General features: G+C 32.0%; 15 protein-coding genes and 1 tRNA gene. 13 read left to right on the top strand and 3 right to left on the bottom strand.

From position 1 onward, the window contains the following. Nucleotides 1-24: 24 nt before the first annotated feature. From ACH2CG_RS05290 to der, 4 genes are all read left to right on the top strand, one after another. Nucleotides 25-97 (top strand) — tRNA-Met (locus ACH2CG_RS05290). A gap of 42 nt (nt 98-139) precedes the next feature. Then, nucleotides 140-280 (top strand): GIY-YIG nuclease family protein, encoded by a 141-nt coding sequence (locus ACH2CG_RS05295; RefSeq protein ID WP_395062932.1) that lies wholly within the window; start codon nt 140-142, stop codon nt 278-280. 316 nt (nt 281-596) lie between these two features. After that, complete coding sequence (gene era, locus ACH2CG_RS05300; RefSeq protein ID WP_395062934.1) at nt 597-1,478, top strand: GTPase Era; 882 nt, start codon at nt 597-599, stop codon at nt 1,476-1,478. A 180-nt stretch (nt 1,479-1,658) separates the two neighbouring features. Continuing rightward, nucleotides 1,659-2,969 (top strand): ribosome biogenesis GTPase Der, encoded by a 1,311-nt coding sequence (gene der / locus ACH2CG_RS05305; protein WP_395062936.1) that lies wholly within the window; start codon nt 1,659-1,661, stop codon nt 2,967-2,969. Between the two features lie 26 nt (nt 2,970-2,995). On the opposite strand, the gene ACH2CG_RS05310 is transcribed toward der, so the two are convergent. Then, on the bottom strand, nt 2,996-3,130 hold the full coding sequence (locus ACH2CG_RS05310; RefSeq protein WP_395062938.1) for a hypothetical protein: 135 nt from the start codon (nt 3,128-3,130) through the stop codon (nt 2,996-2,998). Between the two features lie 91 nt (nt 3,131-3,221). Between ACH2CG_RS05310 and ACH2CG_RS05315 the strand changes: the two genes are divergently transcribed. The 5 genes from ACH2CG_RS05315 (at nt 3,222) to ACH2CG_RS05335 (ending at nt 6,598) form a co-directional block, all read left to right on the top strand. Beyond that, a complete protein-coding gene (locus ACH2CG_RS05315; RefSeq protein WP_395062940.1) occupies nt 3,222-3,854 on the top strand; it encodes a 7-carboxy-7-deazaguanine synthase QueE in 633 nt (210 codons plus the stop codon). An 11-nt stretch (nt 3,855-3,865) separates the two neighbouring features. Further along, the gene (locus ACH2CG_RS05320) at nt 3,866-4,255 is read left to right on the top strand and encodes an energy transducer TonB (protein ID WP_395062942.1); all 390 of its coding nucleotides are present in this window, start codon (nt 3,866-3,868) and stop codon (nt 4,253-4,255) included. A gap of 62 nt (nt 4,256-4,317) precedes the next feature. Beyond that, entirely contained in the window at nt 4,318-4,728 is a 411-nt protein-coding gene (locus ACH2CG_RS05325) for an energy transducer TonB (protein ID WP_395062944.1), read from the top strand. Nucleotides 4,729-4,797: 69 nt separating this feature from the next. Then, nucleotides 4,798-5,259: a DUF2059 domain-containing protein gene (locus tag ACH2CG_RS05330; RefSeq protein ID WP_395062946.1), complete on the top strand. Its 462-nt coding sequence runs from the start codon at nt 4,798-4,800 to the stop codon at nt 5,257-5,259. 175 nt (nt 5,260-5,434) lie between these two features. Continuing rightward, entirely contained in the window at nt 5,435-6,598 is a 1,164-nt protein-coding gene (locus ACH2CG_RS05335) for an aminotransferase class V-fold PLP-dependent enzyme (RefSeq protein WP_395062948.1), read from the top strand. An 81-nt stretch (nt 6,599-6,679) separates the two neighbouring features. Here ACH2CG_RS05335 and ACH2CG_RS05340 read toward each other — a convergent pair whose 3' ends face one another. Beyond that, nucleotides 6,680-7,378, bottom strand: coding sequence for a class I SAM-dependent methyltransferase (locus ACH2CG_RS05340; protein WP_395062950.1), 699 nt, complete (start codon nt 7,376-7,378; stop codon nt 6,680-6,682). A 53-nt stretch (nt 7,379-7,431) separates the two neighbouring features. Here ACH2CG_RS05340 and ACH2CG_RS05345 point away from each other — a divergent pair, with 53 nt between their 5' ends. From ACH2CG_RS05345 to ACH2CG_RS05355, 3 genes are all read left to right on the top strand, one after another. Continuing rightward, nucleotides 7,432-7,929: a YkgJ family cysteine cluster protein gene (locus ACH2CG_RS05345; RefSeq protein ID WP_395062952.1), complete on the top strand. Its 498-nt coding sequence runs from the start codon at nt 7,432-7,434 to the stop codon at nt 7,927-7,929. A 4-nt stretch (nt 7,930-7,933) separates the two neighbouring features. Beyond that, nucleotides 7,934-10,048, top strand: a complete 2,115-nt coding sequence (locus tag ACH2CG_RS05350; RefSeq protein WP_395062954.1) for a response regulator — start codon at nt 7,934-7,936, stop codon at nt 10,046-10,048. Between the two features lie 117 nt (nt 10,049-10,165). After that, a complete protein-coding gene (locus tag ACH2CG_RS05355; RefSeq protein WP_395062956.1) occupies nt 10,166-11,728 on the top strand; it encodes a hypothetical protein in 1,563 nt (520 codons plus the stop codon). Here the strand turns inward: ACH2CG_RS05355 and ACH2CG_RS05360 are convergent. After that, nucleotides 11,713-12,942: an exo-beta-N-acetylmuramidase NamZ domain-containing protein gene (locus tag ACH2CG_RS05360; protein ID WP_395062958.1), complete on the bottom strand. Its 1,230-nt coding sequence runs from the start codon at nt 12,940-12,942 to the stop codon at nt 11,713-11,715. The two genes, ACH2CG_RS05355 and ACH2CG_RS05360, sit on opposite strands and share 16 nt — an antisense overlap. An 87-nt stretch (nt 12,943-13,029) precedes the next feature. On the opposite strand from ACH2CG_RS05360, the gene ACH2CG_RS05365 reads away from it, so the two are divergent. Further along, nucleotides 13,030-14,265 (top strand): ABC transporter permease, encoded by a 1,236-nt coding sequence (locus tag ACH2CG_RS05365; RefSeq protein ID WP_395062960.1) that lies wholly within the window; start codon nt 13,030-13,032, stop codon nt 14,263-14,265. Nucleotides 14,266-14,477: the final 212 nt, after the last annotated feature.

A 14,477-nucleotide genomic window follows, 5' to 3' on the forward strand; every position in this document is an offset into this window, starting at 1 on the left:
GTTGTATATTTGCATTCGAAATATCGCGGGATAGAGCAGTAGGCAGCTCGTCGGGCTCATAACCCGAAGGTCACAGGTTCGAGTCCTGTTCCCGCTACTGATAAAAGCCATTCAGCAATGAGTGGCTTTTTTTAATATAATGGAGGAATTCGTAGTTTATATATTGTTTTCTGAAAAGTACAACAAGACCTATGTGGGCTTTACATCTAATTTAATAGAAAGATTTAAATCGCATAATTTACTTGGAAAAAAAGGTTATACTATAAAATATAGACCTTAGAAAGTTATATATGTTGAATTTTTTAATTTGAAAGTGCACGCTTTGCAAAAAGAAAAATTCTTAAAAGCTGGTAATGGCAGAGAGTTTATAAAAAAATTTATTTCTAAATTATAATAAGCTCTAAGGTTCATATCCGCCACGGCGGACACAGGTTCGAGTCCTGTTCCCGCTACTAATGAAACTCCGCAACATTTGCGGAGTTTTTTATTTTTACAGTGTGCAGTTCTCTTTTTTGAAACTGTATCTAAGAAAGTTCGCCATTCTGTTCCGAAATTTCGGGCGAATGGTTTTTTTGTTTATCACAATACATATTATCATGACACACAAAGCAGGTTTTGTAAACATTATAGGAAATCCAAACGTTGGTAAATCAACACTAATGAATGCTTTCGTTGGTGAAAGATTATCAATCATTACATCTAAAGCACAAACAACAAGACATAGAATCCTGGGTATTGTTAATGGTGACGATTTTCAAATGATTCTTTCAGATACACCAGGAATCATTAAGCCAGCGTATGAAATGCAAGAGTCAATGATGAATTTTGTAAAATCAGCTTTTGAAGATGCCGATGTATTAATATATATGGTAGAAATTGGAGAACAAGAACTTAAAGACGAGGCATTTTTTAATAAAATCATTCATGCTAAAATTCCGGTGTTGTTATTGTTGAACAAAATTGATAATTCCAACCAAATTCAACTAGAAGAACAAGTTGCGTTCTGGACAGCAAAAGTGCCAAATGCACAAATCTTTCCAATATCTGCATTAAAAAACTTTAATGTACCTGAAGTTTTTGCCAGAATTATTGAACTTTTACCAGAATCGCCAGCCTATTATCCTAAAGATACTTTGACCGATAAGCCAGAGCGTTTCTTTGTGAATGAAACCATTCGTGAAAAAATCTTATTGCATTACAATAAAGAAATTCCGTATTCGGTAGAAATTGAAACCGAAGAATTCCTTGAAGACGAAAAAATCATCAGAATTCGTGCTCTAATTATGGTAGAACGTGATACCCAAAAAGGAATCATTATTGGTCATAAAGGTGAAGCACTAAAAAGAGTAGGAGTAGAGTCGCGTGCCGATTTAGAAAAATTCTTTGGCAAGCAAATTCACTTAGAAATGTACGTTAAAGTAAATAAAAACTGGCGAAGCAATACCAATATGTTAAAACGTTTTGGTTACAACCAATAATATTTAGTTTTCAGTTTTTAGTCTCCGTTTTTTAGTTAGTGCCTAAAACTTATTTTATAAAATTGCATTTTACAATTTAACAGCATAGAAACTACTAAATTCTAATTTTTTAAACTGCAACTAAAAACCTAAAACGGTACACTAAAAACTGTACCTTTGCAAAATATTTGAAAATACATTATGAATAACATTGTTGCGATAGTAGGAAGACCTAATGTTGGAAAGTCAACACTTTTTAATAGGCTGATACAAAGAAGAGAAGCTATTGTAGATTCAGTTTCTGGAGTTACCAGAGATAGAAACTACGGAAAAAGCGAATGGAACGGAAAAGAGTTTTCTGTAATTGATACCGGTGGATATATTCGCGGTAGTGACGACGTGTTTGAAGCAGAAATCCGTAAACAAGTAGAACTTGCTATAGACGAAGCCGACGTAATTATTTTTGTTGTAGATGTTGAAGAAGGCATTACTCCAATGGATGATGCTGTAGCCAAATTACTTCGTAAGGTTACAAAGCCAGTTTTATTGGCTGTAAATAAAGTAGATAATTCAATGCGTGAGAAAGATGCAATTGAATTTTATAACCTAGGATTGGGCGAATATTTTACTTTCGCAAGTATATCTGGAAGTGGAACCGGAGATTTATTGGACGCATTAATTGATGCTTTTCCAGTAAAACCAGAACCAACACAAGACGAAATTGTATTGCCAAGATTTGCAGTTGTGGGTCGTCCTAATGCAGGAAAATCAAGTTTTATCAACGCATTAATAGGAAAAGACAGATACATTGTAACCGATATTGCAGGAACAACTCGTGACTCAATAGATACAAAATTTGACCGTTTCGGATTCGAATTCAACCTTGTTGATACAGCCGGAATTCGTAGAAAAACCAAAGTAAAAGAAGATTTAGAGTTTTATTCAGTAATGCGTTCGGTTCGTGCCATTGAACATTCCGACGTTTGTATCCTTATCATAGATGCAACTCGCGGATTTGAAGGTCAAGATCAAAGCATCTTTTGGCTTGCCGAAAAAAACAGAAAAGGTGTAGTAATCCTAGTAAACAAATGGGATTTAGTAGAAAAAGATACTATGTCAACACGTGATTATGAAACCAAAATCCGTGAACAATTACAACCTTTTACCGATGTGCCAATTCTTTTCGTATCGGCATTAACCAAGCAACGTTTGCTAAAAGCATTGGAAGAAACTGTAAAAGTTTTTGAAAACAGAGCGCAACGTATTTCTACATCAAAGTTCAACGACTACATGTTGAAAATTATAGAAAATCATCCGCCACCAGCATTAAAAGGAAAATTTGTTAAGATTAAATATTGTATGCAATTGCCAACTCCAACACCACAATTTGTGTTTTTTGCCAATTTGCCTCAATATGTAAAAGAAGCTTACAAGCGTTACCTAGAAAATAAAATCCGTGAAAACTGGGATTTTTCGGGTGTGCCAATAGATATTTACATTAGAGAAAAATAAAAAATAAGTATCCTAGCAGATTTCTTTTAACCTGCTAGGTATTTTAAAAATAAGAAGCGAATGGCTTGGGCTTTATCAGCAATTGCAATTCCTGCTGCCTTTCCAAAGCTCGCAAAAAAAGCGAGGCTTTTCCCTTGCATCAGGGCTAGATAGTTTTCCATTTTACTATTTTTCAATAAATAAAAGTCACTATTCTAAAATAAAACCTTTGAGAATTAGTGCCTTAGCGGCAAAAAGAAAAAAGAATAAAAAATGCTAACAAAAGAAATACAAATAGCAGTCGATAAAGGCGAAATGCTACCTTTAATGGAAGAATTCTACACCATTCAAGGCGAAGGATTTCATACAGGAACAGCCGCATACTTCATCAGAATTGGTGGTTGCGATGTAGGTTGCCATTGGTGTGACGTTAAAGAAAGTTGGAATGCAGCATTGCATCCGCCAACTTCAACAGATTTAATTGTTCAAAACGCCAAGAAATATGCCGATACAGTAGTAATTACTGGAGGCGAACCATTAACTTGGGACATGACTTTGCTTACCCAAAAGCTAAAAAATCAAGATTTAAAAGTTCATATTGAAACCTCAGGTTGTTATCCAGTAACTGGAACTTGGGATTGGTTTTGTCTTTCTCCAAAGAAAAATAAATTACCAGTTGACGCAGCTTATGCAACTGCGCACGAACTAAAAGTAATCATTTATAACAAACACGATTTTATTTTTGCCGAAGAGCAAGCTGATAAAGTAAACAAAAATGCCATTCTTTTTCTGCAACCCGAATGGAGCAAGAAAGAAGAAATGACACCACTTATTGTAGATTATGTAATGAACAATCCCAAATGGAGAGTTTCATTGCAAACCCATAAATATTTGAATATTCCTTAAATTTTTTTAAAATGAAATCAATTGCTTTAGTTTTATTTTTCATGTTATTTTCAAGTGTGTCTTTTGCACAAATTGGAGGTGAAGATGAGGTTTATTTAAATGGAGATAGAATTGAAGCAAAATTTAATGGCGGCGGTTTAGATAAATTTTACGACTTTATAAATAAGGAGTTTGATTTCTCTAAAGTTACCAAAGCAGGCAAAATGATAACTTCATTTACAATAGATGTAGATGGAACAATTAAAAACATAAAAGTAATTCAGTTTGTTGATGTACAAACTGCAACAGAAATAATAAGAGTTTTAAAAAAAGCACCCAAATGGGAACCAGCTAAAAGAGGTGGAAAACCTATAAGTGTTGAAATAAAACTACCTCTTGATTTTAAAGTTTCTAATAAATAATAAATCAAATTATTAAATTTAAAATCTATTTAATACATTTGAGTATTAAATTATTTCAAAAAATGAATAAAATACTATTCTTATTTTTCTCTTTTTGCACATTGCAAACTGCACAATCACAAACTGCTGTGCCAAGTGCTACTGAAACAATTGATAATACTTTATACAGTGCTTCTGGAATTGAAGTAAAGCCTGAATTTCCTGGTGGAATTGTAGCTTTTTACAAATTTATTAGAAATAATTATAAAGCACCAGATGTTGCTGGATTGAAAGGACAGATTTATATTAGCTTTATAGTTGAAAGAGATGGAAGTCTTTCAGAAATTAAAGTTCTAAAAGATATTGGATATGGAACCGGAATGGAGGCTATTCGGGTATTGAGTTTATCTCCTAAATGGAAACCAGCCGAACAAAACGGAACTACAGTAAGATGTAGTTATCAAATACCAATTAGTATTCAATTATCAAAATAGTCAAAATAATTTTGGCATAATAATTGAAAATTATATATTTATAAAAAATTTTTAAAACCAAAAAACAAAATGAAAAAAGTTATTTTAACCTTAGCATTAGTAGTTGCAACTCAGTTTGGATTTGCTCAAGCTAAAAAAGACGTTTCAAAAAAAGCAACGACAACTGTATCTACATCGGTAATATCTGAAGAAGATTATAAAAAAGAAGTATTGAAAGTTGTAGATAAAAGTGCTATTGGATCTCAATTATCAATGATAAAAGATCAAGTTATTGGTCAAATTCCTGCTGATAAACAAGCTGCTTTTTTGGTTGACTTTGATGCAAGTCTTACAGATCTTAAAGAAAAATTAGTTCCTGTATATATGGAAGCGTTTACAAAAGAAGAAATTAAAGCTATGAATGTTTTTTATAGCAGTCCAGTAGGAAAAAAAATGGATGAAAAAGCAGCAGAATTGAATACGAAATCTCAAGAAATTGCTAAAACTTGGGGTGAAGGTTTTCAGGCAACTATGATGAAATACATGCAATAATTTTTTAAAGCATGAAAAATTAGAATCCCAAATAACTATTTAGTTGTTTGGGATTTTTTATTTTTACAAAAAAATAAATATATGAAATCGTCATTAACAATAAGTTTGCAAAAGCTAACACCAATAAAAATAAAACGATACTCTATCTTACCTCTAAAAAATAAAATTTAAACATATGAAATCACAATTTCTTTTAGATAAATCTATTACTTTTTTAAACCACGGTTCGTTTGGTGCTTGTCCGAAACCAGTTTTTGATGAATACCAGCGTTTTCAATTGGAACTAGAAATAGATCCTGTAAATTTCATTCAGAAGAAATTACCAGTTTATTTAAAAGAAGCCAAAAAACCTTTGGCCAAATTTATAGGTTGTAACGCTGAGGATTTCTTTTTTACACCAAATCCTACGGTTGCAATTAATACCGTAATGCGAAGTTTAAAGCTTGAAGTTGGCGATGAAATTCTAACTACCAATCATGAATATGGTTCGATGGACAGAACTTGGAGTTTCTATTGCAAAAAGTCAGGCGCTAAATATATTCGTCAAGAAATTTCACTTCCTGTTGTTTCTAGAGAACAAATGATTGAAGAATTTTGGAAAGGTTACACTAAAAATACCAAGGTTGTTTTCTTAAATCAAATGTCTAGTGCAACAGCTTTGATTTTTCCAGTCAAGGAAATTTGCGATAAAGCACAAGAGTTAGGATTGATTACTATTATTGACGGTGCGCATGTTCCTGGACATATAGATTTGAATATTCAAGAATTGAATCCAGATTTTTATACTGGAACGTTACATAAATGGATGTTGGCTCCAAAAGGAAGTTCGTTTTTGTATGTAAAAAAAGAGTTTCAGGCAACAATTGATCCTTTGGTTGTGAGTTGGGGTTATGAAAGTTTGGCGCCAAGTGACAGTCAGTTTTTAGATTATCATGAATATCAAGGTACAAATGATCATTCGGCATTTCTGTGTACGCCAAAAGTAATTTCATTTCTAGAGGAAAACAACTGGAAAGAGAAATCTAAACTGTGTAGAAAAGTTGTTCTTGAAAACTACCAACGGTTTTGCGATTTGGTAAATACCAGACCAATTTGTCCAATTAGTGAGGATTTTTTGGGTCAAATGGCGAGTATTCCTGTTAGAACTAAAAATCCTGTTGGATTGAAAGAGTTGTTGTATGGTAAATATAAAATTCAAATTCCGGTGATGCCATTGAATGGAGAAATTTATATTCGTTATTCGATTAATGTTTATAATAGTGTTGAAGATTTGGAGGTTTTATACCAAGCGATTACTGATATTATTGAAACTACCGATTTGATTGAAGTTAACGGATAGTTTAGCCCAGATAGCAGTGGAAATCCTTTAATTTTTTTCTTTAAAAAATTAAAGATTGCAACGTATAGCTGGAAATAGCTTCTAAAAAAGTTTAGCTAAATAATCGAAATGTTCGCCTTCTTGAACGAGTTCGCATTGTAGCCCATTGGCGTGTGCAGCATTTTGTAAGGTGTTGTAGTCTAAATACAACCAAGGAAAAGGAGCTTCGGTTTGGTTTTTATAGGAAATTGTGAAGGTTAATTGGCCGTAATATCCTTGGCCAGGAATCCATTTGGAACCATCGTCGTCTTGGTCGAACATGTAAATAATATCGGAAGAGTCGATGAGTATTTGACCATTTGGTGCAAGCAAGCTTTTTAGTTTTAATAAATAATTGGAGGTTTGTTGAAGTGTTCCAAATATTCCGGTACCGTTCATTAATAATAGAATGGTGTCAAACTTGTCATTTTCTATATCTAGAATATTGTGAACTTGGGCGTTTTTTAAACCACGAAGTTGACATGCTTGAATAGCATTTGGAGAAATATCGATAGAAGTTACATCGAAATTGTTTTCTTGGAGGTACAAACTATGACTTCCGGCACCGCAACCAACGTCTAGAATTTTGCCTTTTGCAAGTTGAAGTGCCTTTTTTTCGAGTTTGGGCATTTCATTATACGTCCTAAAAAGATAGGCAACATCCATATCATCGGGTTCTGAAATGTTGGTTTCTGTGCTGATAGCTTCAGGAGTATTATTGGTTTGAAAATCTAGGATGGCTTTTCCGAATATATCTTTCATAAAAATAGTAGCGTTTGAAATGGTTTAATGGTTTAAAAGTTTAATTTTGTTTTATGCTAAAGCCAAATTTAAACGAACTCGGAAAACTTGCCAAAGATAAGCATATCGAAAACAAAAAGTATTTTGATAAGCTAAAAAAGAAAACACCCAAAAATTTAGATTATGTAATGCAAGATTTGCATGATGCAGAGTTTAAAAAAACCGATTGTTTAAGCTGTGCCAATTGCTGTAAAACTACAGGACCACTTTTTACTTTGGCTGATATTGAACGGATTTCTAAACATTTGAAGCAAAAGCCACAGCAATTTATAGATCAATATTTGCGTATTGATGAAGATAAGGATTATGTTTTGCAAAGTGTACCGTGTAATTTTCTTGATTTGGATAATACTTGTTTTATATATGATGTGCGTCCAAAGGCGTGTCGTGAATTTCCGCATACGGATAGAAAGAAGTTCAATCAAATTACCGATTTGACTTTGAAGAATGTTGCTATTTGTCCGGCAGCTTATAATATTGTGGAGAAAATGAAGGAGAAAATACCGTTGTAAAAGTATGAAACGATTTTTATATTTTTTTAGAAAGCTAAGAGATTATCAATTAGACGGAATAAATAGTAAAATTGAAGTAAGACGAGCTCAAATTTTCAATATTTCATTACTTGCAGAATCTGTTATCCTTTTTATAAATTGTTTAAGACACTTTATAAAAGGCAACTATAATAGTTCTTTGATTGTGGTATTGTCTATTTTTTTTCTCATTTTTTTATATGCAATAAAATCAATAAAAAGGACAACGAAATATGTAATAGCTATTAGTTTAGGTTTAATTGTCCCATTTGTGTTTATACACTTTATTGATAATTCTAAAGATATTATCCAAGTATATTTAGTTACATTGATTGCTACAGGACTCTTTTTAAGTGGTAAAAACTTTTACATATTGTTTTGTGCAACTATAGCAGTTTATTACTTTACTTTTTTTAATTTGGGTTACCAAAAAATATACAATCCTTTCGGAGCATTAACATTTATTGGGTTGGCACTTATGACGCGATTTTTTGTAAAAGATGCTAAGAGGAATGAACGCATCATTAACAAACAGGTAAAAGAATTAAAAGAATTGGACACTTTGAAAACCAAACTCTTTGCTAATATTTCTCATGAAATTAGGACACCTTTAACGTTGATATTAGGCGCAAATGAAAATTTAGAAAGTGCAAAAGCACCAAAAAAACATACAGATAGTATCAAAAGTAATTCTAATAGGCTTTTGGAATTGGTTAATCAGATATTGGAATTAGTGAAAACAGAAAATAAAAAACGTGTTTTTGCGATTTCAAAAATTGATTTTAATGTATTTATAGAAAGTCAAATGGCAAGTTTTTCTAGTTTGGCCGATTCAAAAAAAATCATATTTCAAAATAAAATTGATCCAAGATTACAAGTTGTTTTTTTAGATATTGATGCTGTTACTAAGATTATTTCAAATTTATTAGGCAATGCATTTAAGTTTTCTTCGATTGGAGCTACCGTTTTTTTTGAAGCGCAACTAACCAAAGAGTACCTGCAACTTAAAGTGACAGATACTGGAAGAGGTATTTCTAAAGAGGAGTTGCCTTATATTTTTAATCAATATTTTTATTCTAATGTTGGATTGGAAGCCAGTTCTGGAATTGGTTTAGCTCTCGTCAATGAATTAATAAAGGCTTTGGGCGGAACTATTGATGTTACTAGTGAAAAAAATGTTGGAAGTTGCTTTACTATACATTTGCCAATAACTATAAAAGGCTTAGAAGATAATAATGTCAATTTTATGATTGTACAAAAATCAGTGGCTCATTCAAACGCTTCACAGTCCAATTTTAAAATAATTGAGAATCTAAAGAGTGAAGATGAATTAGATAGTAAAGATGATAAAAAAGTTTTGTTATTGGTAGAAGACAATGATGAATTAAGAGAATATATTAAAGAAGTTTTGGATACAGAATATTACATAATTGAAGCCATAGACGGAAAAATAGGAATTGAAAAAGCTATAGAATTTACGCCAGATATTATTATTAGCGATATTATGATGCCAAAAGTGGATGGTTTAGAATTGCTCCAACAACTCAAAAAAGACATCAGGACATCACATATTCCAATTATTATTTTGACAGCAAAGGCAAATGAAGAAGATAAATTAAAAGGATTAGAACATGAAGCCGACGATTATTTAACCAAACCATTTAATCAAATGGAATTGCTCTTGCGATTAAAAAATAGAATTTCGGCACAAAATAAAATGCAGATGAAAGCAGAAGTTTTTTCAATTCAAAATTTTAAAAACGTTGAATTGTTTTCTGCTCAAGATAAATTCTTACTATCAATAAAATTACTCATTGAGAAGCATTTGCTCGACGAATCATTTGGCCCAGATGAACTAGCCAAAGAAATTAGTTTGAGTAAAAGTCAGTTGTTACGAAAAATAAGAGCAATTACTAACGTACCTACTAGTATTTACATACGCAACATTAGATTGGAATTTGCTAAAGAAAAGTTGATAAATAAGACTGCTACTATTGCTGAAATTGCTTATCAAACAGGTTTTAGCTCACCTAATTATTTTAGCAAGTGTTTCAAAGAATATACTAATCTGACCCCAAAAGAATTTATTGAAAATATATAAAGCATTAATTTTCAATATTTTGCTATAAATCAATGCGCGATTAATATACTTTTTTGCGCATTGAGTACACCTTTATCATGTAATTCATTCATAATTTTGTTAAAAATTTTAATGATTATGAAGGTAAATTATTCAATCTATGTTTTATTACTTTTTTTTAGTTTTCCTAGTTTTGTTATAGCACAAGTAGGCATTGGTAATACTAATCCACAAGGAGCTTTAGACATAGCTACAGACACAGCACCTAATCCTACCGATGCGGATGGTTTATTAATTCCACGAGTATCGCTTTCAAATACTACAACGGCAACTGTGATTACTCCAACAGTATCAGAATTGGTATTCAATACAGCAACCATCAATGATGTCACACCGGGTTATTATTATTGGGATGCCACAAAATGGATTCGTTTGGCAACAGGTAATTTAGCTAATAGTTGGAGTACATCAGGAAATACAGGAACCGATACTACAGTTAATTTTATTGGAACTTCGGATAATTTAGATTTTGTAGCCCGAACAAACAACACTGAAAGATTTCGAATAACTAGTGATGGTGTTATTGGAATAAATGCACCAACACCAGGAAGTTTAGGAGGAGGTTTGGCTTCTCCAAGATTGGAACTTCGATCGGATAATGGGAGTACCTCAGATTTGAATATTTCTTTATTTGCTGACAATAATGCTTATGCAGCATTAAATTTTGGTAGAGCAAGAGGTACACAATTAGCCCCAACAATTATTCAAAATGGTGATCCACTTTATAGATTAGATGGCTTGGGTTACAATGGTACTTCATTCGTCAATATGGGTGGAATCAGTATGTCAGTAAACGGTGTTGCAAGTGCCACAAGTATGCCGTCGAATTTGCAATTTTTTACTACACCAAATGGAAGTTTGGCTCGTGCAGCAAGAATGACAATTAATAATTCAGGAAGTGTAGGAATAGGGACAACAACGCCAGGTGCAACGATGGATGTTGTCGGAAATATTAGATCAAATCTAAATAATGGAGGTTTTACAACTTATAATTTTAACCCAAGTAATTCTACTATTTTATTAGCAGGTTTTTATGGAACAGGAGGTAATAAACCTCAAATGCGATGGTCATATAATACTAGTTTGAATTTTTTTGATGAAGGTTTGAATTCTGCTGGTAATTTTGCAATTCAGGTAAATGACACTGATGGATTAGTTTTAGATATTAATAGAAATGTAGGTATTGGAACTTCAGCACCAACAGAAAAATTAGATGTCAATGGAAAAACAAAAACCACCAATTTTCAAATGACTAGTGGTGCAACGTCAGGCTATGTGCTGCAATCAGACGCAAGCGGTAATGCTTCTTGGACAATCAGTTCGCCAGCGTTTTTAAAAATATATTCAGCTACTGATGCATTAGTTACTCCTTTAACACAAAATATTACTGGGTCATTAATTTATATTCAAAACAGCGGATTTCCTGTATTTCCAGATGACTTACCAGATGGTTTTACCTGTACAATAGTAAATTATTCAAATTTTTCAAATACTTCAAATACATTAACAACGGCCAAGTTTATCACGCCAGCAAGCGGAACGAGTGGTGCAAGTAGTTTTACTATGGCGCCTGGAGAAACAGTAAATGTATACGTCATAACAAATACTGTAACATTACAGAAAAATTATTTTATTAAATAAATTAAATATTTTTTTCTCATTTCTTTAAAATCATTCAAATCTTTTTCCCACGATTTTCTAATGTCTTTTTCTGAAACTCCGGCTTCAATTTGCTGTTGCAATTTTTTGGTTCCAGCCAATTTTGTAAAAAACGGAGTAAAAAACTTCAATTTATCCGATGTTGTATTGTAGGCTTTTATCAACCATTTTAATTCAAGTTGTTTCACTTTTGGTATATCCGATAAATCTTCACCATAACATAAAATGTTTTTATGCATTGGATCTTTAGCTCCAAAATTAGAAATTGGTGTAAAACTAAAATCACTCTTTGGTAAATAGGGTGAACCGTAAATTTGAAATTGTTTTTCTGTTCCTCTCCCAGAGCTCACATTTGTTCCTTCAAACAAGCAAATGCTTGCATAAAGATTTATAGCTTGGTCGTTTGGTAAATTTGGTGATGGTTTTACAGGTAAACTATAACTCAATTGATGATTGTAATTTAGGCATGGTATAACTTTTAGTTTACATTGAATTCCGTTTTTCAGCCATTTTTCGCCATTTATCATTTTGGCATACTCACCAATTGTCATTCCGTGAAGTGTTGGAATTGGATGCATACCTACAAAACTCGTAAATTCTTTTTCCAATAATGGTCCGTCAACAATATTTCCGTTTGGATTTGGTCTGTCTAAAACAATAAGTTCGATATTGTTTTCGGCACAAGCTTCCATTATATAATGTAGCGACGAAATATAAGTGTAAAACCGTGCTCCAACATCTTGCAAGTCAAAAACTAAAATGTCAATTCCGGCTAATTGCTCAGCTTTTGGTTTTTTGTTTTCACCATAAAGTGAAATAATTGGCAATCCAGTTTTAGTGTCTTTACCATCAACTATATGTTCACCCGCATCGGCAGTTCCACGAAAGCCGTGTTCTGGAGCAAAGATTTTTTGAACTGAAATATTCTTTTCTATTAGAAAATCTACTAAATGTGTTTTATTTGATAAAATTCCTGTTTGATTTGAAACAACTCCAATTTTCTTATCCTTTAATAAAGGTAGATAAACAGCATAGTTATCGGCACCAGTTTTTATTGGATTATCAATAATAGAATTTGTGTTTTGTTCAGTTTCAATTCTTTTAGTGTCAACTTTCAAGTTTGAGTTGCTTCCGCAAGAGGCAGAAACAAATAAAAAGCATGAAAAAAGTAAGGAATTATTAATTAAGTATTTCATGGAGTTAATTTTAATTTATGAAAAAATCTGTATAATCTTTGGCGAAAAACTTTATGTATCTTTGTTGAAAATTAAAAAAATAATTAGTTGAACTTAGAACATTTCATAGCCAAACGCCTTATTACTGCCAAAGACCATAAAAGTAGTATATCTGCGCCAATAATAAAAATTGCCATTGCTGCTATTGCATTAGGAATAATAATGATGATAGTTTCTGTTGCTACAGGCATTGGGTTACAACAAAAAATACGCCAAAAAGTTTCTGCTTTCAACGGTCACATTATAATTTCTGCTTTCAATGGTAATCAATCTGATGTGAGCACAGATCCAATTTCTATTCATCAAAAGTTTTATCCAAAATTTAAATCTGTTCAAGGAATAAGCCATATTCAAGCAGTTGCTACAAAATTGGGAATAATTAGAACAGAATCTGCTTTCGAAGGTATTACATATAAAGGTGTAGGGAAAGATTATAAATGGGATTATATTAAAGAGTACTTGGTTTCGGGCACAATTCCAAATCTACAATCTAGCTTAAATCAAGAAGTTGTTATATCAGAATATCTAACAAATAGATTAAATCTAAAATTAGGAGATAGTTTCAATACATTTTTTGTAGATGAAGGACAAAGTAAAATGCCAAAAAGTCGTAGATTCAAGATAGTCGGGATTTATAATTCAGGGTTTCAAGAATTCGATGCTGCATTTGTATTAGGAGACATACGTCACCTTCAAAAAATCAATAATTGGCGTCCAGATCAAATAGGTTCATTTGAAGTTTTTGTTGATGACTTTACCAAAATTAATAAAAAAGGTGATGAAGTATACAATGAAACCTCTTCGATATTGAATTCACAGACTATTGTAGAAAAATATTATTATATTTTTGATTGGTTAAAGCTTTTCGATTTTAATATAATTGTCATTCTAATAATAATGATAGTGGTTTCAACAATCAACATGGTTGTAGCATTATTAGTCCTAATCTTAGAAAGAACACAAATGATAGGTATTCTCAAATCAATGGGTTCTAGTAATTGGTCAATCAGAAAAATTTTTCTTTACAATGCATTTTATTTAATTGTAAGAGGTCTTTTCTGGGGGAATTTAATTGGTCTAGGGTTGTTATTGATTCAAAAGTATTTCGGAATAATAAAACTAAATCCCGAAAGCTATTATGTAAATGTTGCTCCTGTAGAAATAAACATACTTTATATATTAGGACTAAATATTTGTACAATTGCCATTTGTCTTATTGTTTTGTTAATTCCATCCTATATAATAACCAAAATTTCACCAGCAAAAACCATTCGTTTCAATTAAGCATCGAATGTTCTGGTCCTTTTAATTTGTCCATTTTCCCACTTTCGCTACAATAAGAGCAGTTTTTAAATAAAAAGATGTTTTTATTTTCACTACAATCTGGGTTATTTAGGCAATCCATTTGATGCTAGATTCGATTTTCAGGGGTGATTTGACTTTAATATAACACTTAAGAAAATAAAATGCAAAAAACTTCATTAAACAACATGCGT

This window comes from Flavobacterium sp. (assembly GCF_043778725.1).
In the GTDB taxonomy this organism is placed as follows: domain Bacteria; phylum Bacteroidota; class Bacteroidia; order Flavobacteriales; family Flavobacteriaceae; genus Flavobacterium.